This window comes from Flavobacterium lacisediminis, from assembly GCF_025909975.1.
Taxonomy (GTDB): Bacteria; Bacteroidota; Bacteroidia; order Flavobacteriales; family Flavobacteriaceae; genus Flavobacterium; species Flavobacterium lacisediminis.
This window is the reverse complement of the sequence record NZ_JAPCIO010000001.1, coordinates 127,054-150,645: the sequence shown is the minus strand read 5'-3', so window position 1 is coordinate 150,645 and position 23,592 is coordinate 127,054. Positions and strand designations below refer to the sequence as shown.

Genomic DNA, 23,592 nt, shown 5'->3' with positions numbered 1-23,592 from the left:
CACCAAAGATTGCCGTTTTAGAAAGTACATTCGCAGCGCGCCAAAAGTCTCAAATGACTGGTTTGGTTGGCTCGTCGTTGTCTTTTGTGGCACATTCACTGTTTAAAAAATCAGAACTTCCTTTCCTGATTTTATTCAGTAATAAAGAAGAAGCGGCGTATTATTTAAACGATTTGGAGCAATTAATTAATGCCGAAGACGTACTTTTTTACCCAAGTTCGTACCGAAGACCTTACCAAATTGAAGAAACCGACAACGCAAATGTGCTACTTCGAGCTGAAGTTTTAAACCGAATCAATTCGCGCAAAAAGCCAGCGATAATTGTTTCGTATGCCGAAGCTATTTTTGAGAAAGTCGTTACCCGAAAAGAATTAGAGAAAAACACCTTAAAGTTGTCAGTTGAAGACAAACTTTCCATCGATTTTATTAACGAAACCTTATTTGAATATAATTTTAAACGAGTAGATTTTGTTACCGAACCAGGCGAATTTTCCGTTCGTGGTGGAATTATTGATGTATTTTCATTTTCAAATGATAATCCGTACCGAATTGAATTTTTTGGAAACGAAATCGATAGTATCCGAAGTTTTGATGTTGAAACTCAATTATCGATTGAAAAACTGAAAAAGATATCGATTATCCCAAATGTTGAAAATAAATTACTGCAAGAAAACCGTGAAAGTTTCTTAGATTATATCAATGAAAAAACGGTTTTAGTGATTCAAAATACCGAATTATTAGGACAACAATTAGATAAATTATTCGATAAAGCCAATGAAGCTTTTGAGAAATTATCTAAAGACATACAGCACGCACCACCCGAAGAATTGTTTTTAAATCAAAAGCAGTTTTTAAAACGTGCGCTTGATTTTTCGGTGATTGAATTGCATGCAAATCCTGTTTTTAAAACCGATAAAAAAGTCGAATTTCATATTCAACCGCAACCTTCGTTCAACAAACAATTTGATTTGTTGTTGAATAATTTGAGCGAGAATCATTTCAACGGCTATAAAAATTATTTGTGTTGTTCCAATGAAAATCAGGCGAGTCGTTTTCATGATATTTTTGAAGATATTGATGAAGCCAATCACGAAAGTATTCGCAAGCAATATAAAACTATGGTGTTGCCTTTGTTTGAAGGTTTTATCGATGAAGAAAATCAAATTGCGTGTTACACCGATCATCAAATTTTTGAGCGTTACCATAAGTTTTCCATTAAAAACGGTTATTCAAAAAAGCAAACCATAACGTTAAAAGAATTGACTTCTTTGTCGGTGGGCGATTATGTAACGCACATCGATCACGGAATTGGAAAGTTTGGTGGTTTGCAGAAAATTCAGGTGGAAGGCAAAACGCAAGAAGCTATAAAATTGGTCTATGCCGATAACGATATTGTGTATGTGAGTATTCATTCGCTGCATAAAATCTCAAAATACAATGGCAAAGATGGCGCGCCACCTAAGATTTATAAATTAGGAAGCAATGCTTGGAAAACCCTAAAACAAAAAACAAAAGCACGTGTAAAACACATTGCGTTCAACCTAATTCAGTTGTATGCGAAGCGAAGATTAGACAAAGGTTTTCAGTTTGCACCTGATAGTTATTTGCAAAAAGAATTAGAAAGTTCATTCATTTACGAAGATACGCCTGATCAAATTACGGCGACAGCCGATGTAAAAGCCGATATGGAAAATGAACGTCCAATGGACAGATTAGTCTGTGGAGATGTAGGTTTTGGAAAAACAGAAGTTGCGATTCGTGCAGCATTTAAAGCGGTAGATAATGGAAAACAAGTCGCGGTTTTAGTACCAACGACTATTTTAGCGTATCAACATTACCGAACATTTTCGGAACGTTTGAAAGATATGCCGGTTACCGTAAGTTATGTAAACCGATTTAGAACAGCGAAACAAAAAGCCGATACGCTTCAAAAACTGCAAGAAGGGAAAGTCGATATTTTGATTGGAACACATCAATTGGTAAATAAAAATGTAGTGTTTAAAGATTTAGGTTTGTTGATTATCGACGAAGAACAAAAATTCGGAGTAAACGTAAAAGACAAATTAAAAACCATTGCTACAAATGTCGATACCTTGACCTTAACCGCAACTCCGATTCCGAGAACATTGCAATTTTCGTTGATGGCAGCGCGCGATTTATCGGTAATTACAACGCCTCCGCCAAATCGTTATCCAATTGAAACGCACGTGATTCGTTTTAACGAAGAAGCCATTCGTGATGCGATTTCGTATGAAATTCAGCGTGGTGGTCAAGTGTTTTTCATCAATAACCGAATTGAAAACATTAAAGAAGTTGCTGGAATGATTCAACGCTTGGTGCCAGGAGCAAAAGTCGGTATCGGTCACGGTCAAATGGATGGAAAAAAACTAGAAGAATTGATGTTGGCTTTCATGGAAGGCGAATTTGACGTTTTGGTCGCAACCACCATTATCGAAAGTGGTTTAGATGTGCCGAATGCGAATACTATTTTCATCAATAATGCCAATAATTTTGGATTGTCTGATTTGCACCAAATGCGTGGTCGTGTGGGAAGAAGTAATAAAAAAGCGTTTTGTTATTTCATTACGCCACCGTATTCGATGATGACAGGTGAAGCGCAAAAACGTATTACGGCTTTGGAACAATTTAGCGAATTAGGAAGCGGTTTCAACATTGCGATGAAGGATTTGGAAATTCGTGGTGCGGGTGATTTATTAGGTGGTGAACAAAGTGGTTTTATCAACGAAATAGGTTTTGATACCTACCAAAAAATCATGAATGAAGCCATTGACGAGTTGAAAGAAAACGAATTCAAAGACTTGTACCAAGAAGAAAATGACATTGAAACCAAAGAATTTGTCAAAGACATTCAAATTGATACCGATTTCGAATTACTATTCCCAGATGAATACATCAACAATATTACCGAACGTTTGAATTTATACAACGAGTTGAGCCAAATTAAAGACGAAGCTACCTTACAACAATTTGAACAAAAACTAATTGACCGCTTCGGGGCGTTACCAAAACCAGCTATTGCCTTACTAAACAGCGTGCGTATCAAATGGAAAGCAACCGCAATGGGAATTGAACGTTTGATGATGAAACAAGGCAAAATGATAGGGTATTTTATTGGTGACCAACAAAGTGATTTCTACCAAAGTAATCGTTTCATGAAAGTACTACAATTTGCCCAACGCAACGGCAATGTTTGTAAAATAAAAGAAAAAGAAACCAAAAATGGCTTACGTTTATTGCTGACTTTTGACAATGTGAAATCAGTGAATAAGGCATTGGAGTTGTTGGAAGGGATTTAAGAATTTTTTTGAAGTGGATTTGTGCACGATATTAAATTCCGAGCTATCGGGTTTTCATTTATTATATTTCTGATTGTTCGAAAATTTCATATAATCAATAATTAAAATTTAAAATACTGTGGATTACATATTTTACAGAATATACACTTATTATAACAAGAAAGATTATATACCAGTTATGATGGGTATTTATTTTTTATTTGTATTGGAACTCACTATTTTGTTTTTCTTGTCAGTTATTTTTAATTTATTGACAAATGGCTTGTTTTCTAATCAAAATATAGGGAAAGTTGTATTTTGGGTAGTCTATGGAGTTATTTTAGCTTTTCTTTTTGCCTTTAATGTTTTCCGATATTTTAAAAGAAATAAGTTAGAATCCATAATTAAACAATTTGAAAACAGCCCTTTAAATAAAAAGCTAAAAACGTGGCAGATATTTATTATGCCGATTTTAGTCGTTATTTTATCAGTTATGTTAATTGTATTATTTACTCGTATAAAGATAAAATAAATTATTAATTTGATGAATATTATCTACAATCTTTGTTGTTTTTGGAATATACTTTTTGTATCAAACTTATAAAAAGCCTGCTCCAAGGTTTAGTACTGATTTAAGAGGATATTTTGGAGGAATAGGACTTATTTGTTTGGGTATTTTGTCATTAATTGGAAAATTTAATTTATTTGAGACAATCAAAGGTATTTTTAATATTGATCTCTAAACAAATCATTCAAATCTCGTTTTTCTTTTAATTTCTTCAGTTTTTTCTTGTCTTGAATTGTGAAAGTTAGTAGCATGATGGCACAAATTACTACGTAAGAAAAAGCAACAACGCTATAACATAACGGATAATTGTAATCAAAATAATAGATTAAACTTTTCGAATTTCTTGCTGAGTATTCAGGAGCAATTAATGTAACTAAAACACCAACTACAACCAATCGTAACCAATAATTTTTCAAATAACTGGGACGATTTTCTAATTCTTGAATTTGGTAATCAAGACTTTTTAACCTTCGTTCTTTTAAATCACTCATAATTAGCCAAACAATTCACTCACCACATCTTCTATCTTAGCCACTAAAACAATTTTGATTCCCATATTTTTCAAGGAAATTTTATTGTGTTTGGAAACAAAAATCGTGGTAAATCCTAATTTTTCTGCTTCTTGAATGCGTTGTTCAATGCGGTTAACGGGTCTAATTTCTCCTGAAAGCCCAACTTCTCCTGCAAAGCAAAAACCTTCAGCAATGGCAATGTCTTCGTTTGAGGATAAAATAGCGGCAACAACCGCTAAATCAATTGCCGTATCTTCTACTGAAATTCCACCTGTTACGTTTAAGAATACGTCTTTGGTGCCTAATCGAAAGCCTGCACGTTTTTCTAAAACCGCTAAAATCATGTTTAATCGTTTGGCATTGTAACCTGTGGTGCTTCGTTGCGGCGTTCCATAAACAGCGGTGCTTACCAAGGCTTGAATTTCTAGCATTAACGGACGCATGCCTTCTAAAGTAGTAGCAATTGCCGTTCCTGAAAGTTGCTCGTCTTTGTGTGAAATTAAAATTTCCGATGGATTGTCGACTTCACGTAAACCAGAACCTTGCATTTCGTAAATACCTAATTCGGCAGTAGAACCAAAACGATTTTTTAATGAACGTAAAATGCGATACACGTGATTTCTATCGCCTTCAAATTGTAAAACGGTATCCACCATGTGTTCCAAAATCTTTGGTCCGGCGATGGTTCCGTCTTTCGTAATGTGTCCGATTAATAAAACCGGCACATTCGATTCTTTGGCATATTTAATCAACTCTGCCGTACATTCTCTAATTTGAGAAATACTTCCCGCAGACGATTCAATATAATCGGTATGCAAGGTTTGAATTGAATCGATAATGACAATATCGGGTTCAATTTCTAAAATTTGACGGAAGATATTTTGGGTTTTGGTTTCGGTTAAAATATAACAATTATCGCCATTAGAAGTAATGCGTTCGGCACGCATTTTAATCTGTTTTTGGCTTTCTTCTCCCGAAACATAAAGCGTTTTGTACGGTAATTTTAAAGCAATTTGCAATAGCAACGTACTTTTTCCAATTCCTGGTTCGCCACCTAATAAAGTTAAGGAACCCGGAACCAATCCGCCACCCAAAACCCGATTCAACTCGTTATCTGTTGTGTTCAATCGGATTTCTTGTGCGGTATCTATTTCTTTAATTAGTAAAGGTTTAGTTGCGGCTTTTGAAGTAGCACTCGTGGTTTTCCAAGCTACTTTTTCTTCTTTTTGAACCAATTCTTCTACAATGGTATTCCATTCTTTGCAGGCGTTACATTGTCCTTGCCATTTTGAATATTGGGTGCCACAATTTTGGCAAAAGAAAGCCGTTTTTACTTTACTCATTTGATGTTATTCCTTTTTCTCTGTTGGTTCTTCTGTAGGAGTTTCTGCAGGAACTTCTGCTGGAGCTTCTTCTGTTGGTTTGTCTGGTTTTCCTTTTAAAGCTTCCGCTCTGTTTAACATGAAATCTTTTGTAATTTCACGAATTGGCTCTTGCGTGAAAGCTCTTTGATACGTTTTAATAGCTCTTTTGTAGTTGCCAGTTTTTTCGTAATATAAAGCTTCGTGATAAGTTCCTAAAGTAGTCTTTGGATAATGTTTATTAGCATAATCACTCAAGGTTAATAACTCATTGTAAGCTTTGTTTTTCATGATTGCCGCTTCGATAGCTTTAAAATCTGATAATCTTGGTTTCATTTTAAAACCAAAACGTTTTTCTAATTCGTCGTATTTCGCAACTAAATAATCAGTATAACCTGCATCTAATTTTAAAATTTTATCTTGAAATTCCACCATTGAAATCGGTTGGTAACCATCAAAAATAAAATAAATAGCATTTGGAATCGCTTTAGCTACTAACGAATAATGCGAAGCACCTTTGAATGCATCGTTTTGATATTTAAAAGTAGCATTTGGAATCGCTTTGATGTTTGCGTCTAACTCTGCAGCTTTTTCGTTGATTTCTTTTAAATCACCTTCGCCTGTTGCTTGATAATAAAAAACAGGTTTAGTCATTTTTGCTAAACGTTCTGCTACGCGTTTTTCCATTTCTGGAGCCATTTCTGGAGCTAACGAAATATAGGCGTTGAAAATTGGGTTGTCTTTGTATAAATAGAAATTCAAGAAACCAGCAGTTGTGTCGTGTCCAGCAATCATTCGGAAAGGAATGGTACGATACGTTTTGTCTACATAAGGATATAATTCTTGCCCAATAAATTCAAAGAAATTTGCTCCTGTGCCTGATGGAAATCCTGCTTCGTCAAATTCGCTATCTGCAAAACGAGTTTCGCCATTGTTTTGATTTACTGCGATGATGATCATTTCAGGTAAATCGTCCCAATAAGCACCATATTTTAAAATTCCTTCAAATGGATCAAGTAGATATTCGCCGTCTAAAATTAATAAAGTTGGGTAGCTTTTTTCTGGACTTGTAGCATATGATGCAGGTGTTACAACTGTAAAAGTTCGTGTACCTAATTTTTTAGATTCGATAGTTTCTGGCGTGCGTTGTGCAAATAAGCATGACGATACCAGTAAAGCAAAAAGGAAAAGTTTGGTTTTCATTTTAAATAGTTTGGTTAAAATAGATTAGCAATTTACTAATTTATTTTTTATTTAAAATAGGTAAAAGCAAATAAGATAATAATCCTAAGAAAATGGTTAAAACTGTTTGTGATGTCCAAACCAAGTAGCCAAATGCGGCGCCTGTTTCTTCCGGTATTCCATATAAAAACAAAACAGTTGATATTGCTAAAGGATATGCTCCAAGTCCACCATTGGAAAAACCAACAGCAAGTGTTCCAAAAATAAATCCCATTACAACAATGTCAAAACTTATATTTGCGGTTTCTGGTAATGCAAAAATAGTAACGTAAAACATCATCAAATAAGAAAACCAAATAAAAAAAGAATGAAAAATGTAACTCCATTTGTCTTTCATTTTTAAGATGCTTTGCATGCCTTCAATTAGGCCAGAAAGTTTTTGTTTTAGTTTTAAAATGATGTTCCATTCTGCATAAATCCAAATTAAAATAAAAAGCACAAATAATATAAATCCTGAAATTGAAAGCCAAATTAGAGTTTCGAATTTCACCCCTTTTTCAATTAAAAATTGGTAAATCGTGTCAAATTGTATAACAAATCCGATTGCTAAAAAAAGTAAAAAAATAAGCATATCAACAATTCGTTCGGCAACTACTGTTCCAAAGGCTTTGTCAAAAGGAACATCTTCATATTTTTTTAATAAAGCTGCTCTCGAAATTTCACCTGAACGTGGGATAGTTAAATTAACCAAATAAGAAACGCAAACTGTCATTAAATCGTTACTGAATTTAGTTTTATAACCCAAATGTTGTAAGGCGTATTTCCAGCGATATGCTCTTGACCAATAGCCAAATAGAGCTATGAAAAGGGATAGAAAAATATAAAAGTAATCGGCTTTCAAAAAGCTGATTTTTGTTTTTTCTATTTGCTCGGTTGTCATAGTACTATATTGATAATACATGATTCCCAGTCCTATAAATAAAGGAATGATTAAGCTTAAAAATTTTCGGATTGGCGTTTTCAAACTACGTTAAAGAATTGTCTTTTTCGTTAGGGAAAACTAAAGTAGGTTTGAATTTTTTAGCTTCTTCAAAGTCCATAATTCCGTAAGAAATAATGATGATAATATCTCCTCGGTGTACTTTACGAGCAGCAGGTCCGTTCAAAGTGATTTCACCTGTGTTTCTAGGTCCTTTGATGGCATACGTTTCTAATCGCTCCCCATTGTTAATGTTTACGATTTGTACTTTTTCACCTTCAATAATATTAGAAGCCTCCATAAGTGCTTCGTCGATGGTGATACTTCCTATATAATTCAAATCGGCACCCGTTACGGTTACTCTATGAATTTTTGATTTTACTACTTGAATTTGCATGTTGCAAAGGTAATTAATTTAGTGAAATATTATCAATTAATCTGATATTCTCAATGAAAATGGCGATAAAACCGCGATATTTTTTGTTGGATTCTTTTTCTAAAACCGGCAAAAGTGTTGCTTCATCGGCAATTTCAAAATATTCTAATTCAAATTCTGGATGTTTTTTGAATTCGTTTTCTACAAATTTTATCGTTTCTTCGGCTGAATTTGTTTGAAAAATTTCTTTTGCCGAATTTAGTATATGATAAATAATAGCTGCTTTTTCTCTTGCAGATTCTGAAAGGCGTTCATTTCTTGAACTCATTGCTAATCCGTTTGCTTCTCTGTGAATTTGGCAACCATTAACTTCAACCGGAATGTTGTATTTTGAAACTAATTTCTTTACAATTTGAAGCTGTTGAAAATCTTTTTCACCAAAATAAGCTTTATTTGGTTGAACAATTTCAAACAATCTTTTTACAATCGTTCCAACTCCGTCAAAATGTCCTGGGCGGTGTTTACCTTCCATTTGATTTTCTAAACCATCGTAATTAAAACTTTCAGAAATAGTGTTTCCTTCATAAATATCTACAACTTCTGGAGCATAAACGATAATATTGTTGCTTAAATCTTGCATGATTTGCACATCGCGATCTAAAGTTCGAGGATATTTATCTAAATCTTCTGCGTTGTTAAATTGTGTAGGATTTACAAAAATACTCATCACAGTTACATCGTTTTCAGAAAGCGATTTTTCTAGCAACGATAGGTGTCCTTGATGCAGCGCTCCCATAGTAGGAACAAATCCAATGGATTTATTTTGTTTGATTAATGGGCTTAAAAAAGCACTTAAATCGGACTTTTTGTTAAAAATGAGCATTTTCTACTTTGTTATTTCAGGTGCAAACTTACTATTTTAGTGGATAAATCCATAAAATTTTGTAATTTTGCAAGGTTTTTTAAAACAATAATTAACTAGAATACATTATGGAAGACAAGAGGATATTGTATGTATCATCTGAAGTGGTGCCTTATTTAGCTGAAAACGAAGTATCGTTACAATCGTATGAAATGCCAAAAATGATTAATGATTTGGGCGGACAAATACGAATTTTTATGCCTAGATATGGTAATATTAACGAGAGAAGACATCAATTGCATGAAGTTATCCGTTTATCAGGAATGAATTTGGTGGTGAATGATATGGATATGCCTCTAATCATTAAAGTAGCTTCAATTCCTAAAGAGCGAATTCAAGTATATTTTATCGATAACGACGAATATTTCAAAAGAAAAGCAACTTTTTCAGATGAAGAAGGTGTTTTATATCCAGATAATGACGAAAGAGCTATTTTCTTTGCAAAAGGAGTAGTTGAAACGGTTAAAAAATTGAATTGGGTTCCTGATGTAATTCATGTTCATGGTTGGATGGCAGCTATGTTACCAGTTTATTTAAAACATTATTATAAAGACGAAGGTATTTTTGCGGAAACAAAAATCATTTCATCGGTTTATGAGCAAGGTTTTGAAGGAGAATTAGACAAAGAATTTATCAATAAAGTATTATTTGATAACATCAATAAAGATTCAGTTTCAGATTTAGTGTCGCCAACATATGAGAACTTAATGAAGGTGTCTATTATGCATTCGGATGCAATAGTGGCAGGTTCTGAAGTGTTGTCACCAACTTTAACAAAATTTATAGAAAGTTCGAACAAACCTTTTTTACCTTTCGCCTCTAAAGACACAATTAAAGAAGTATATACTTCGTTTATTAAAAATCACGTATTATAAAAGGGTTTTCTGCTATGAAAAAAAGTTTTTTAAAAATATTTTCTGTAATTACAATTGCTATTGTTCTTATTTCTTGTGATAAAGATTTTAATTCTATTGGCTCAGATCTTGTTGATGATGCTCACTTTGATTTAGAAGAATATAATGTTCAGAATATTGTTGCTTATTCAAAAGCTACAGGACCTGTTCAGTCGAATAATTTACCGGTTAACTCTTTAGGTATTTACAAAGATCCTTATTTTGGAACAACTAAATCACACATTGTGTCTCAAGTTGAGTTATCTAATGCAAATCCAACAATCGGTGAAAATGCAGTAATTGATTCTGTTTATTTGTACATCCCATATTATAGTACTTTAAAATCTACTAGTAGTACTGGAGAAAGAATATATGAGCTAGATTCTGTTTATGGATATTCTGAAGCAGCTAAGTTTAAGTTACATGTTTATGAAAATGGTTATTTCTTAAGAGATTTTGATCCACAAGAAGATTTTCTAAACACGCAAAAATATTTCACTAACGAAAAATTCTTGGTTGATGCATATAAAGGTACTGAGCTTTTGAATAATAGTGCTAAAGTTGCTCAAAACGAAGAGTTTGTAATTAGCAATAAAGAACTTTACATATATAAAACAAACGGAAGTGGATTGTATGTTGATAGTGAAGGAGAGGTTTTAGATAATCAAACAGATGTAACTTTAAGAGTAATTAAAGAAAGAAAAGCACCGGGTATTTGGTTAGATTTGAAAAACAGTTTTTTTCAGCAAAAAATTTTAGATGCAGCCGCTTCAGGAATGTTGTTTAATAATAATGTTTTCAAAGATTATTTTAGAGGATTGTTGTTTGAAGTAGAAGAAATTCAAGCTGATCAAGGAGCTCTTGCAATGTTAGATCTTTCTTTAGCAGAATTTAAGATACTTTTTAAATCTGAAATAGGTGGAGGTGAGCCTTTAAGAAGAACTCTTAGTCTACAAATGGGCTATAAGTCAACTGGAAACAAAAAAAGCAATACAATCAACTTTATTGAGCATACAAAATCTTCAAGCTATATTAATGGTCTAGCCTCTTCTAATGAAATTACAGGAGATGAAAAACTTTATATTAAAGGTGGAAATGGCTCTGTAGCGTTTTTGGATGTTTTTGGTCCAGATACTGATGGTAATGGTGTTTCTGATGAATTAGATGAATTAAGATTACATGTTTTGAATGACAAATGGTTAATTAACGAAGCTAATTTGGTTTTCAATATTGATAATGTTGCAATGGGATTGTCTTCTCAAATTGAGCCGCAAAGAATTTATATTTTTGATGCAACAAATAATAAACCTATTATTGATTATTATGCTGATCCAAGTACAAATACAGATCCTAAGAAAAGCAGACAGTCTTTTGGAGGTTTAATAGAAATTGACTCGGATAAGAATGGTATTAAATACAAGTTTAGAATTACTGAGTATATAAAACGATTGTTGATTAATGAAGATGAAAACAACAATACAAATTTGCGTATTGGAATTTCTGTTACAGAAACTATTAATATGCCAGAAAATGCATTTATAAACCCAGCTAATCCAATTGTAATTGGAACAGGTGAGGTAGAATTTGTGCCAGTTGCATCTGTAATGAATCCATTAGGGACTGTTTTATATGGTACTTCTCCTGTGACAGGGAATGAGGATAAAAAAATAAAATTAAAAATTTATTTCACTAAACCTAACTAGTATATGTGTGGAATTGTAGGTTATATTGGTCATAGAGATGCTTATTCTGTAATTATTAAAGGATTACATCGTTTAGAATACAGAGGCTACGATAGTGCGGGTATTGTTTTATATGACGGACAAGATTTAAAATTATCAAAAACCAAAGGAAAAGTTTCTGATTTAGAGGCAAAAGCCGAAAGCGAGAAAACAACTATTGGTAAAATAGGAATGGGGCACACACGTTGGGCAACTCATGGAGTGCCTAATGATGTGAATTCGCATCCACATTTTTCTAACTCTGGAAAATTAGTTATAATTCATAATGGAATCATCGAAAATTATGAGCCATTAAAACAAGAATTAATCAAAAGAGGATATACATTCAAGTCTGATACAGATACGGAAGTTTTAATCAACTTGATTGAAGAGGTTAAGAAAAAAGAAAATTGTAAACTTGGAAAAGCAGTTCAAATTGCGTTAAACCAAGTTATTGGAGCTTATGCGATTGCGGTAATTGATGTTGAAAAACCAGATGAAATTATCGTAGCTCGTTTAGGAAGCCCATTAGCAATTGGAATTGGTGAAGATGAGTTTTTCATCGCATCTGATGCAACACCTTTTATCGAATATACTTCAAATGCTATTTATTTAGAAGATGAAGAAATGGCAATTGTGCGTTTACATAAACCATTAAAAGTTAGAAAAATTAAAGATGATTCATTGGTTGATCCTTACATTCAAGAACTTCAATTAAACTTGGAGCAAATTGAAAAAGGAGGTTATGATCATTTCATGATGAAAGAAATCTACGAACAACCAAGCGTAATCAAAGATACTTACAGAGGAAGACTTTTGGCAAACAAAGGAATTATCCAAATGTCAGGTGTTGAAGATAATTTAGAAAAATTCTTAAACGCAAAACGAATCCTTATAGTTGCTTGTGGAACTTCATGGCACGCAGGATTAGTTGCAGAATATATTATTGAAGAATTTTCAAGAATTCCGGTTGAAGTAGAATACGCATCAGAATTCAGATATAGAAATCCTATCATCAATAAAGATGATGTAGTTATTGCAATTTCACAATCAGGTGAAACAGCAGATACCTTAGCTGCAATCAAGTTAGCTAAAGAAAATGGAGCATTTGTATTTGGAGTTTGTAATGTAGTAGGTTCTTCAATTTCTCGTGAAACACATGCAGGTGCTTATACGCATGCAGGTCCAGAAATCGGAGTGGCTTCTACAAAAGCATTTACAACACAAATTACCATTCTTACTTTGCTGGCACTTCGCTTAGCGAAAGCTAAAGGAACAATGAATAATTCTGAGTACCAACGTTATTTGTTAGAATTGGAAATCATGCCAGAAAAAGTGCAAGAGGCTTTATTAACAAATGATGTGGCTAAACAAATTGCTGAAATTTATAAAGATGCAACCAATTGTTTATACTTAGGAAGAGGTTACAACTTTCCAGTTGCTTTAGAAGGTGCATTAAAACTAAAAGAAATTTCATATATCCACGCAGAAGGGTATCCAGCTGCAGAAATGAAGCACGGACCAATTGCATTGATTGACGAACATATGCCAGTAATTGTAATTGCTCCTAACAAAGGACATTATGATAAAGTGGTAAGTAATATTCAAGAAATAAAATCAAGAAGCGGAAAAATTATTGCTGTAGTTACTAAAGGAGATACGCAAGTAAAAGCTTTAGCAGACCACGTAATTGAAATTCCAGAAACAAACGAACCGTTTACACCATTATTAACTACAATTCCGTTACAATTATTATCGTATCATATTGCAGTTTTAAGAGGTTGTAATGTGGATCAACCTAGGAATTTAGCAAAATCCGTTACCGTAGAATAACATTTTAAAAGCGAAATTGGAAGATTTCGCTTTTTTATTGCAAAAAATTCAAAAAATAAATTGCAAAATTGTTTTAGAAAAAACTATCTTTGCACTCGGAAAAATACATCATTTTTTCAACATTAATTAGCTATTAAATAAATACATAAGCAATGTCTAGAATCACAGGAAAAGTTGCACAAATTATCGGGCCAGTTGTTGACGTCGTTTTTAATGACTCAAATAACGAATTACCTAAAATTTACGATTCATTAGAAATCACTAAAAAAGATGGTACTTTATTAGTACTTGAAGTTCAATCTCACATTGGTGAAAACACTGTTCGTACCATTTCTATGGACTCTACAGATGGTTTGTCAAGAGGAGCAGAAGTAGTTGCTACTGGTGCTGCAATTCAAATGCCAATTGGAGCTGACGTTTTTGGTCGTTTATTTAATGTAATTGGTGATGCAATTGATGGTTTAGGAGATTTACCTAAATCTGGCGCAAATGGTTTACCAATTCACAGACCAGCTCCAAAATTTGAAGACTTATCAACTTCTTCTGAAGTTTTATTTACAGGTATTAAAGTAATCGACCTTATTGAGCCTTATGCAAAAGGAGGTAAAATTGGATTATTTGGTGGTGCTGGAGTAGGTAAAACAGTATTAATTCAGGAGTTGATTAACAATATTGCAAAAGGTCACGGTGGACTTTCAGTATTCGCAGGAGTAGGTGAAAGAACACGTGAAGGAAATGACTTACTTCGTGAGATGTTAGAGTCAGGAATTATTAAATATGGTGACGATTTCATGCACTCTATGGAAAATGGAGGATGGGATTTGTCTAAAGTAGATATGCCAGGAATGAGAGAGTCTAAAGCTACTTTCGTTTTCGGACAAATGAATGAGCCACCTGGAGCTCGTGCTCGTGTAGCACTTTCAGGATTATCTATCGCTGAATATTTCCGTGATGGAGCTGGATCTGACCAAGGTAAAGATGTATTATTCTTCGTTGATAATATCTTCCGTTTTACACAAGCAGGTTCTGAAGTATCGGCTTTATTAGGACGTATGCCATCTGCGGTAGGTTACCAACCTACATTAGCAACTGAAATGGGTGCAATGCAAGAGCGTATTACTTCAACTAAAAAAGGATCTATTACATCTGTACAAGCGGTTTACGTACCTGCGGATGACTTAACTGACCCTGCACCAGCAACAACGTTTGCTCACTTAGATGCAACAACAGTATTGTCTCGTAAAATTGCTGAGTTAGGTATTTATCCTGCAGTAGATCCATTAGATTCTACTTCTCGTATCTTAACTCCAGAAATCTTAGGAAACGAGCATTATGACTGTGCTCAAAGAGTAAAAGAGATTCTTCAAAAATACAAACAATTACAAGATATCATCGCCATCTTAGGTATGGAAGAGTTATCTGAAGAAGATAAATTAGCAGTATCTCGTGCACGTCGTGTACAACGTTTCTTATCTCAACCTTTCCACGTAGCGGAGCAATTTACAGGTATTCCTGGAGTATTGGTTGACATTAAAGAAACTATCAAAGGGTTTAACATGATTATGGATGGTGAATTAGACCACTTACCAGAAGCAGCGTTCAACCTTAAAGGTACTATCGAAGAAGCTATCGAAGCTGGACAAAAAATGTTAGCAGAGGCATAATTTTTAATAGCTTAAAGCCTAAAGCTTAAAGCCTAAAGCATAAAAAAATGATTTTAGAAATAGTATCACCAGAAGCTACATTGTTTAAAGGAGAAGTTACTTCGGTAGCAGTTCCTGGGATTAACGGTGAGTTTCAAATGCTAAATAATCACGCACCTATTGTTTCTTTATTAGCAAAAGGAAATGTGAAAATCAATGCTCAAAACATTAAAATTGAAAAAGAATTCGTTTCTAAATTCAATAAAGTAAATGAGCAAACGTATTGGTTACCTATTAATTCAGGTACCATCGAAATGAATGAAAACAAGATTATTGTTTTAGCTGACTAAGACAATAGATTTATAGTAAAAAGTCCTGCAAATTGCGGGACTTTTTTTGTTTTATGACTTTGTGATTGTATCGTATGCAAATTTTAATTTACTTATCACAATTTCAATTTCTTCTTCATTCAAATGCCCAAAACCAAAACGGATAGCACAAGTGTTTTTATCTTGATAAAGAATCGTTTTCGGAAGAAGTACATCTATTTTAGCTACTTCTTCAGCAAGTTGAATTAACGATATGGAAGGATTAAATTCAATCCAAATGGCTAATCCGCCTGAAGGCTTTTTAAATTGGATGGACCCGTTGAAATATCGCTTAAAACATTCGCAAGCATAATCTCTTCTTTGTTTATATATTATCGAATTTTTTTTCAATAAACGATGAATTTCACCTTCATAAATTAATTCCGAAAGTACTTGTTCTTGAATTAAATCACCTTGTTTGTCTAACATTTGCAGATAGTTTTTGGCTTCCGAAATCAAATTTTCTGGAGCGACCACAAATCCGGTTTGAAAACTAGGAAATAATGATTGTCCTAATTTTCCAAGATAAATTACCATTCCATTTCCGTCTGAAACTGCCATTGGTAACATGGCTGAGCCATCGAGTTGAAAATCGTAATCAAAATCATCTTCAATTATGGCAAATTGGTATTTCTTGGCAAGTTGTAAAAGTTGTAATCTTCGCTCAGCAGACAAAGTATTTGTAGTTGGGTAATCGCGATTGGAACACACATAAACACAACGAATCTTGCCTTTTGTAAAATGTTTTTCAATGTAATTGATATCTAATCCATTTTCGTCAATTGGAATGGTTTTGATATTTGCTCCAGCTTCCTGAAAAATCATATTAGCATTATAGTTACTCAAATTACCAACCAATACCACATCTTTCTTGCGAATTAGAAGTTGCGAGATTATATACAAACTCATTTCAGTACTTCTTGTACTGATTAAATTTGTGGGTTTGATGTGAAATCCTCTGGTTGCATTTAAAAAATTACACAATTGATTTTCAAATACAGAATAGCTATTTTTCGATGTGTTGTTCCATTTTGAAATCAATGATTTTCGTTTCATGGATGTACCATACCATTTTGAAAATTCGTGAATAGGATGTAATCTTAAATCGGCTTGACCATCGTTTAAAACGTATTTTGCTTCCGAAAATTCTTGTGTTGAAGCCAAGTGAAACGAAGTCTGAAAAGGGAATCCCGTAGTTTTAGGATAACTATATGCATCGTTTATTTTATTAGATCGCGCTTTGATGGAAGCTGTTTTTGGTTTTGGAACCAAGATAAAAGTGCCTTTATTTGGAATGATTTCAACCCAACCTTGCGAAGCTAGTTCGTCATAAACTGCAACTGCCGTATTTCTGTGAATGTTAAGTAATTGGCTGAAAACTCGTGTTCCAGGTAAAGCCATTCCTTCTTTTAGATAACCTCTTTGTATCGCATTTATAATTTGCTGTGAAATTTGAATATATACGGAAGTAGCACTTGATTTATCAAAGTGAATAAGTTCTTTCAGTAATACATTAGCCGGACTATCTTTCATTTTAAAACTGGACTATTTTAATCGTCCGGAAAGTTACGACTTTTGCACCGTTTTAAAATAAATTTCAAATGAAAAACAAATACTTTTTACCTGCATTACTTTTTTGCTCTATAATAGGAAATGCTCAAGAATCAGAATTAAAAACCGATTCTCTTAAAGAAGTTGTAGTTACTTCTTCTCGAATTGATTTACCTTTTAAAGAAAATTCAAGAACAATTCAAATTGTTACTGCAGAAGATATCAAAAAACTTGGTATTACAAATGTTGCTGATGCATTGCAACAACTAGCAGGTGTAGATGTAAGACGCCAAGGTGTAAACGGAATGCAAGCCGATTTATACATAAGAGGAGGTGGTTTTGACCAAACCTTACTTTTAATTGATGGTATTAAAGTGGATGATCCTCAAACTGGTCACCATACCATGAACTTAGCGTTGCCAATTGAAGTTATTAAAAGAATTGAAGTAATTAAAGGACCTGCCGCTCGTATTTTTGGGCAAAATGCATTTACAGGGGCTGTAAATATTGTAACTAAAGATGTTGCTGAAAATTCTTTAATAGCTAAAGTTCAAGGTGGATCTTTTGGTCAGTTTATTGCTGAAGCTACAGGTACAGTAAGTTTAAAAGAGAGTAGTCATATTGTACATTTTTCTAAAAACTTTTCAGAAGGGTATCGTCATAATACTGATTTTGACAATACTAATTATGTGTTGAAAAGTCAGTTTAATAAGAATAAATTACCAATTAATTTACTTACATCTTACTCTGAAAGAAAATTTGGAGCTAATGGTTTTTATGGAATTCCATCTGCAACAGAACAATACGAAGAAACTCAAGCAAGTTTAGTTGGACTTTCAACCGTGATTAAAAATGGAAATTTCACTTGGAAACCAAGAGTATATTGGAGAAGAAATCAAGACGAATACCACTACATCAGAAGTAATCCGTCTATTTATAGAAATTTACATATTACCAATAAATTTGCTGCTGAATTAAATGGTTCTTATGAATCAAATGTGGGAATCACTGGTTTTGGAGTAGAAATGGCTAAATATTACATTTCTAGTAACCGTTTAGGAGATAATTCGAGAGAAATGGTTTCTTTATTTTTAGAGCATCGTTTTCAGTTCTTCGATAAAAAGTTTGATTTAACTCCTGGCTTGGCAGTTTCTTATTTTTCTGATTTTGATAGTAAAGCTTTTCCAGGTTTAGATTTAGGATATCAAGTTACTTCCAATGTAAGAGTTTATGGAAATGTTGGATATACCTATAGAGTGCCAACTTATACCGATTTATATTATGTAGGTCCACAAGCTATCGGAAACGAAAATTTACAGCCAGAAGAAGCTTTTTCGGAAGAAATTGGATTAAAATGGACAACATCAAGATTTGATTTTGCTTTTGCGGCATTCAATAGAGATTCAAATGACTTGATTGATTATGTAAGATTAACAGAATCTGATTTAGTTTATACACCTCAAAATATTCAAGATGTAAACACAAAAGGTTTTGAATCTAATATGGAATATAGATTTACTGTAAACGCTTTGCAACAAAAAATCAAATTAGGATATACTTTTATTGAAGATGAAGTTAAAAAAACGGATGCAGCCTATTCTAGATATTCAATTAATTCTATGAAGCATCAATTTGTTGGAAATTATGCAATGCAATGGTTCAAAAATTTCAGCAATTCAATTGGATATAGATATGTAGAAAGAACTTCTGGAGTTAGTTACAATATTTGGGATATTAGCGCATCCTATCAAGTAAAAGCATTAGAGTTCTCTGTTTATGCTAATAATATTTTCAACACAGACTATGTTGAAGCAGGTATGGTACCTATGCCAAAAGGAAATGTTATGTTTGGTATGAAATACTTGTTTAAATAAGAAAAACTATTTTTATATTTGAAAAGGATTACAACATTGTAATCCTTTTTTTATTATGAATAATATTATAAGTTATCAAAAAGAAATTTCTTTTGTAAAGCGTTTTTTTGGAATTGCATTTACAATTTTAGGTGTTTTAATGCTTCTTTTAACTGGTGGTTTAATGACGCTTATTTTTATTGCTATAGGTTTGGGATTAAATACTGCAGAAGGTTCCGAAATCAATTTGTTTTCTAAACAGTTTAGAACCTTTCATACGTTATTTGGTATTAAAGTTGGAAAGTGGTTGCCAATACCAAATTTTGAATATGTATCAGTTTTTAAGACCAATGAAAGTCAAACGGTTAGAGTTATTACTGCGGAGACTACTCAAAAATATGAAATTATACATGTAAACTTGTTTTACAATCGTAATAAGCACATAACGTTTTATAAAACAGTAAACAAAGAAGATGCTTTTGAAGTAGCTAATCATTTCAAGTTAGCGCTTAATATAGATGTTTTAGATGCTACAGAAAACGAAAAGAAATGGTTATAAACAAAAAAAAGTCCCGATTTAATCGGGACTTTGTTCTTTCTAGGTAATCAAAAAATAATATATATTAGTCTTCGATAACTACTACTTGAGCAGCTACTTTACCTTTTCTTCCTTCTTCTTCTTCGTAGCTAACTGCATCACCTTCATTAAGAGATTCAACTCTCATTCCGCTTGCGTGTACGAAAATGTCTTTTCCTGTTTCATCATCTGTAATAAAACCGTAACCTTTTGATTCATTGAAGAATTTAACTTTGCCTGTGCGCATTTTTGTAATATAAAAAAATTAATAATACTTCAAAGATATACTTATTTACGACACGAACAAGAAAAAGTTAAAAATATTTCAAAATTACTGATTATCAGTGTCTTCTTTTTTCTTTGAACTTAAGTTTAGCATTCTTTCTCTCGTTTCTTTGTTCTTAAATCTCGAATATAAAAACAATGGCATTAAAACGAAAGCTACTAATAAAATTCCAATTCCAATCCATTTATCGCCATTTAAGCCGTTGTTTTTTTGAAAATATCCAAAAGAAATAAGGCAAGCAATGGTTACGATAAGACCAATTAGAATCTTTTTCATGTTATCTTAATTTAATATGTAATTCTTGTAATTGTGCTTCATCAATAGTTGACGGAGCATCAATCATTACGTCTCTTCCTGAGTTGTTTTTAGGGAAAGCAATAAAGTCACGAATCGTTTCTTGTCCGCCTAAAATAGAAACCAATCTATCCAATCCAAAAGCTAAACCTCCGTGTGGTGGCGCTCCAAATTCAAAGGCATTCATTAAAAATCCAAACTGAGATAAAGCTTCTTCTTTGCTAAATCCTAACAAATCAAACATTCTACTTTGTAATTCTCTGTCATGAATACGAATAGAACCTCCACCAATTTCGTTTCCATTTAATACCATATCATAAGCATTAGCGCGAACTTTTCCTGGTTCGGTTTCAATTAATGCCATGTCTTCTGGTTTTGGCGATGTAAAAGGGTGGTGCATTGCGTGGTATCTTCCGCTTTCTTCGTCCCATTCTAATAATGGGAAATCTACTACCCATAATGGCGCAAATTCGTCTGATTTTCTCAAACCTAAACGAGTAGCCACTTCCATTCTTAAAGCTGATAATTGAGTTCTTACTTTATTTGCGTTTCCAGATAAGATTAAAATTAAATCACCCGGTTTTGCATTGGTAATTTCGGCCCATTTTTTCAAATCTTCTTGATCGTAGAATTTATCTACAGATGATTTGAACGAACCATCTTCTTCACATTTTAAATATACCATTCCTGAAGCTCCAACTTGAGGGCGTTTTACCCAATCAATTAAAGCGTCAATTTCTTTTCTTGTATAATTTGCACAGCCTGGTGCAGCGATTCCAACTACTAATTCAGCTGAATTGAATACTGGGAAATCTTTATGTTGGGCAACAGCATTTAACTCACCAAATTTCATTTCAAAACGAATATCTGGTTTGTCATTACCGTAGGTTTTCATGGCGTAATCGTAAGTAATTCTTGGGAATTTATCTACTTCAATTCCTTTGATTTCTTTTAGTAAATGACGTGTTAAGCCTTCGAACATATCTAAAATATCTTCCTGCTCTACGAATGCCATTTCACAGTCGATTTGTGTAAATTCTGGTTGACGGTCAGCACGTAAATCTTCGTCACGGAAACATTTCACAATTTGGAAATATTTATCCATTCCACCTACCATCAATAATTGTTTAAACGTTTGTGGTGATTGAGGAAGTGCGTAAAATTGACCTTCATTCATTCTACTTGGTACTACGAAATCACGCGCACCTTCTGGAGTAGATTTAATTAAATATGGTGTTTCTACATCACAAAAACCTTGGTCAGAAAGATATTTTCTAACTTCCATTGATACTTTATGACGGAACAATAAGTTGTTTTTAACCGGATTTCTTCTGATATCTAAGTAACGATATTTCATACGAATATCTTCGCCACCATCGGTTTCATCTTCGATAGTAAATGGAGGCAATTGTGCTTCGTTTAAAATAGTTAATTCGGTAACTAAGATTTCAACGTCACCAGTTGCCATATTTGGGTTTTTAGAAACGCGCTCAATAACAGTTCCTTTAATTTGAATAACAAACTCTCTTCCTAAAGATTTTGCTTTTTCAATAACGGCTTTATCGGTTCTTTGTTCATCAAAGATTAATTGCGTGATACCATAACGGTCACGTAAATCAACCCAAATCATAAATCCTTTATCTCTCGATTTTTGAACCCAGCCTGCAAGGGTAACTTCTTTATTGATGTGTGAAGCGTTTAATTCGCCACAGTTATGACTTCTGTACATTTCTTGAAATTTTTTGCAAATGTAGTAACAAATATTAATTTTATTCGTTTAAATTTAATAGATTTGATTCAATAAATAACACTTTTAAAACATGAAAAAAGCATTCATTTTGTTTTTTGCCGCAATTCTTTCAGGATTTGCTCAAAATACAACCAATACCGTTTCTTTAAACGTAAAAATTGCAAATAGATTTTCGGACACGATTACTATTTCTTCGGGAAGATCTTTCAAACAAAAAGTTGGGATTAATAAAAAAGGTGAGTTTCAAACCACTTTTGAAGCTTCAAAAGATGGAGGATTATACCGTTTAAATGATGGTAACGAAGGAACTACTATGTTTTTGAAAAATGGTTACGATCTAAAGTTGACATTAGATACTAAAGATTTTGATGAAACTATTGTTTACAAGGGAAATGGGGCTAATGAAAATAACTATTTAGCTAAAAAAGCATTATCTGATGAAAAGTTTGAGATGGAGTTAGAAGCATTATTTGATGCTGACGAAGCTACGTTTAAAGACGCATTGGCTAAAAAGAAAGCGAATGATATTAGCATGATTGATGGGAAAGGTTTTGATGAAACTTTAGTAAAAATGTTACGTCCTTCGTTTGATCAAGAAGAAAAATTCTTGTTAGATTATTACAATCAAAAACTAGCAGCTAAGAAAATGGAAGGCATTGTTTCTCCATCATTTGATTATGAAAATCACAAAGGAGGAAAAACCAAGTTAGAAGATTTAAGAGGAAAATATGTATATATTGATGTTTGGGCTACTTGGTGTGGACCTTGTTTGGCTGAGATTCCTCATTTAAAGAAAGTAGAAGCAAAATATCACGGAAAGAATATCGAGTTTGTGAGTATTTCTGTTGATACAGAAAAGGATTATGAGAAATGGAAAAAAATGGTAGTTACTAAAGAATTGGGTGGAATTCAATTATTTGCTGATAAAAACTGGACTTCTGAATTTGTAAAAGCTTTTGGAATTAATTCAATTCCAAGATTCATATTAATTGATCCAAATGGAAATGTAGTTAAGGCGGATGCACCAAGACCTTCTTCTACAACATTAATTGAATTATTAGATGGTTTAGTGAAATAACAACCTCTATTTTTATATCCTATTTAAAGCCAATACATTACGTATTGGCTTTTTTAATGTTAAATTTTTATCCAATGTTACCAAATTGTTAAGCAAAAGTTTTTTTATTGTAAAATAAATTTTATATTTGTTTCTGTAATGTTAACCTAAAAAAGAAAAGACTATGAAAAAATTAGTGATTGCAGCAGTTTTATTGGTTTCAAGTTTGTCATTTGCACAAGAAGTAAAACCAAAATTAGAAGTGGTTGACCAAATGGTAAAAGCAACATATTATTATGATAACGGACAAGTAAAACAAGAAGGTTATTACTTGGATGGAAAATTACATGGAAAATGGATGGCTTATAACGAAGATGGCAGCAAACAATCTATTGGAGAATATAACAAAGGAACTAAAACTGGTAAATGGTTTTTCTGGAGTGACTCTTCATTAAGCGAAGTTGATTTTTCTGATAGTAGAATTGCTGAAGTAAAAAAATGGTCAAAAGATGTTTTAGTTAAAAACTAATTCAATTTAAAGTATAAAAAAAGTCCCGATTTTATCGGGAC

21 protein-coding genes are annotated in these 23,592 nt (G+C 33.0%); 11 read left to right on the top strand and 10 right to left on the bottom strand.

Annotated elements, in window-relative coordinates; all coding sequences use genetic code 11:
- The first annotated feature begins 53 nt into the window (after positions 1–53).
- Both mfd and OJ995_RS00720 read left to right on the top strand, forming a co-directional pair.
- Positions 54–3,317: a transcription-repair coupling factor gene (gene mfd, locus OJ995_RS00725; protein WP_432419325.1), complete on the top strand. Its 3,264-nt coding sequence runs from the start codon at positions 54–56 to the stop codon at positions 3,315–3,317.
- Between the two features lie 118 nt (positions 3,318–3,435).
- Complete coding sequence (locus tag OJ995_RS00720) at positions 3,436–3,828, top strand: hypothetical protein (protein WP_264367689.1); 393 nt, start codon at positions 3,436–3,438, stop codon at positions 3,826–3,828.
- Positions 3,829–4,022: 194 nt separating this feature from the next.
- Here the strand turns inward: OJ995_RS00720 and OJ995_RS00715 are convergent, their stop codons facing one another.
- Genes OJ995_RS00715 through panC form a run of 6 tightly spaced genes read right to left on the bottom strand, consistent with a single transcriptional unit; the run spans position 4,023 to position 9,157 of the window.
- The gene (locus tag OJ995_RS00715) at positions 4,023–4,355 is read right to left on the bottom strand and encodes a hypothetical protein (RefSeq protein ID WP_264367688.1); all 333 of its coding nucleotides are present in this window, start codon (positions 4,353–4,355) and stop codon (positions 4,023–4,025) included.
- Between the two features lie 2 nt (positions 4,356–4,357).
- The gene (gene radA / locus OJ995_RS00710) at positions 4,358–5,719 is read right to left on the bottom strand and encodes a DNA repair protein RadA (protein ID WP_264367687.1); all 1,362 of its coding nucleotides are present in this window, start codon (positions 5,717–5,719) and stop codon (positions 4,358–4,360) included.
- 6 nt (positions 5,720–5,725) lie between these two features.
- The gene (locus tag OJ995_RS00705; RefSeq protein WP_264367686.1) at positions 5,726–6,940 is read right to left on the bottom strand and encodes an alpha/beta hydrolase; all 1,215 of its coding nucleotides are present in this window, start codon (positions 6,938–6,940) and stop codon (positions 5,726–5,728) included.
- 40 nt (positions 6,941–6,980) lie between these two features.
- On the bottom strand, positions 6,981–7,943 hold the full coding sequence (locus OJ995_RS00700; protein WP_264367685.1) for a lysylphosphatidylglycerol synthase transmembrane domain-containing protein: 963 nt from the start codon (positions 7,941–7,943) through the stop codon (positions 6,981–6,983).
- 1 nt (position 7,944) lies between these two features.
- On the bottom strand, positions 7,945–8,295 hold the full coding sequence (gene panD / locus OJ995_RS00695) for an aspartate 1-decarboxylase (RefSeq protein WP_026725939.1): 351 nt from the start codon (positions 8,293–8,295) through the stop codon (positions 7,945–7,947).
- A 13-nt stretch (positions 8,296–8,308) separates the two neighbouring features.
- Positions 8,309–9,157 carry a pantoate--beta-alanine ligase gene (gene panC, locus OJ995_RS00690; protein ID WP_264367684.1) on the bottom strand — a complete coding sequence of 283 codons (849 nt, stop codon included), beginning with the start codon at positions 9,155–9,157 and terminating at the stop codon, positions 8,309–8,311.
- Positions 9,158–9,264: 107 nt separating this feature from the next.
- On the opposite strand from panC, the gene OJ995_RS00685 reads away from it, so the two are divergent.
- The 5 genes from OJ995_RS00685 (at position 9,265) to OJ995_RS00665 (ending at position 15,636) form a co-directional block, all read left to right on the top strand.
- Entirely contained in the window at positions 9,265–10,071 is an 807-nt protein-coding gene (locus tag OJ995_RS00685) for a glycogen/starch synthase (RefSeq protein ID WP_264367683.1), read from the top strand.
- A 14-nt stretch (positions 10,072–10,085) separates the two neighbouring features.
- Positions 10,086–11,792 carry a BamH family beta-barrel-assembly machinery protein gene (bamH, locus tag OJ995_RS00680; protein WP_264367682.1) on the top strand — a complete coding sequence of 569 codons (1,707 nt, stop codon included), beginning with the start codon at positions 10,086–10,088 and terminating at the stop codon, positions 11,790–11,792.
- A 3-nt stretch (positions 11,793–11,795) separates the two neighbouring features.
- Positions 11,796–13,643: a glutamine--fructose-6-phosphate transaminase (isomerizing) gene (gene glmS, locus OJ995_RS00675; protein ID WP_264367681.1), complete on the top strand. Its 1,848-nt coding sequence runs from the start codon at positions 11,796–11,798 to the stop codon at positions 13,641–13,643.
- A gap of 152 nt (positions 13,644–13,795) precedes the next feature.
- Positions 13,796–15,307: a F0F1 ATP synthase subunit beta gene (atpD, locus tag OJ995_RS00670; protein ID WP_264367680.1), complete on the top strand. Its 1,512-nt coding sequence runs from the start codon at positions 13,796–13,798 to the stop codon at positions 15,305–15,307.
- Positions 15,308–15,354: 47 nt separating this feature from the next.
- Positions 15,355–15,636 carry a F0F1 ATP synthase subunit delta/epsilon gene (locus tag OJ995_RS00665; protein WP_026725933.1) on the top strand — a complete coding sequence of 94 codons (282 nt, stop codon included), beginning with the start codon at positions 15,355–15,357 and terminating at the stop codon, positions 15,634–15,636.
- 51 nt (positions 15,637–15,687) lie between these two features.
- On the opposite strand, the gene OJ995_RS00660 is transcribed toward OJ995_RS00665, so the two are convergent.
- Positions 15,688–17,187 (bottom strand): aminotransferase-like domain-containing protein, encoded by a 1,500-nt coding sequence (locus tag OJ995_RS00660; RefSeq protein WP_264367679.1) that lies wholly within the window; start codon positions 17,185–17,187, stop codon positions 15,688–15,690.
- 68 nt (positions 17,188–17,255) lie between these two features.
- Here OJ995_RS00660 and OJ995_RS00655 point away from each other — a divergent pair, with 68 nt between their 5' ends.
- Together OJ995_RS00655 and OJ995_RS00650 are read left to right on the top strand one after the other, a co-directional pair.
- Positions 17,256–19,079 (top strand): TonB-dependent receptor plug domain-containing protein, encoded by a 1,824-nt coding sequence (locus OJ995_RS00655; RefSeq protein WP_264367678.1) that lies wholly within the window; start codon positions 17,256–17,258, stop codon positions 19,077–19,079.
- A 55-nt stretch (positions 19,080–19,134) separates the two neighbouring features.
- Entirely contained in the window at positions 19,135–19,617 is a 483-nt protein-coding gene (locus tag OJ995_RS00650) for a hypothetical protein (protein ID WP_264367677.1), read from the top strand.
- Positions 19,618–19,681: 64 nt separating this feature from the next.
- Here OJ995_RS00650 and OJ995_RS00645 read toward each other — a convergent pair whose 3' ends face one another.
- The 3 genes from OJ995_RS00645 to aspS form a co-directional block, all read right to left on the bottom strand.
- On the bottom strand, positions 19,682–19,882 hold the full coding sequence (locus tag OJ995_RS00645; protein WP_008255794.1) for a cold-shock protein: 201 nt from the start codon (positions 19,880–19,882) through the stop codon (positions 19,682–19,684).
- Positions 19,883–19,966: 84 nt separating this feature from the next.
- Positions 19,967–20,197: a hypothetical protein gene (locus tag OJ995_RS00640; RefSeq protein ID WP_133608709.1), complete on the bottom strand. Its 231-nt coding sequence runs from the start codon at positions 20,195–20,197 to the stop codon at positions 19,967–19,969.
- Between the two features lies 1 nt (position 20,198).
- Positions 20,199–21,944 carry an aspartate--tRNA ligase gene (aspS, locus tag OJ995_RS00635; RefSeq protein WP_264367676.1) on the bottom strand — a complete coding sequence of 582 codons (1,746 nt, stop codon included), beginning with the start codon at positions 21,942–21,944 and terminating at the stop codon, positions 20,199–20,201.
- Between the two features lie 91 nt (positions 21,945–22,035).
- Here aspS and OJ995_RS00630 point away from each other — a divergent pair, with 91 nt between their 5' ends.
- On the top strand, positions 22,036–23,043 hold the full coding sequence (locus tag OJ995_RS00630) for a TlpA family protein disulfide reductase (protein WP_264367675.1): 1,008 nt from the start codon (positions 22,036–22,038) through the stop codon (positions 23,041–23,043).
- A 163-nt stretch (positions 23,044–23,206) separates the two neighbouring features.
- Positions 23,207–23,551: a toxin-antitoxin system YwqK family antitoxin gene (locus tag OJ995_RS00625; protein WP_264367674.1), complete on the top strand. Its 345-nt coding sequence runs from the start codon at positions 23,207–23,209 to the stop codon at positions 23,549–23,551.
- Positions 23,552–23,592 lie beyond the last annotated feature (41 nt).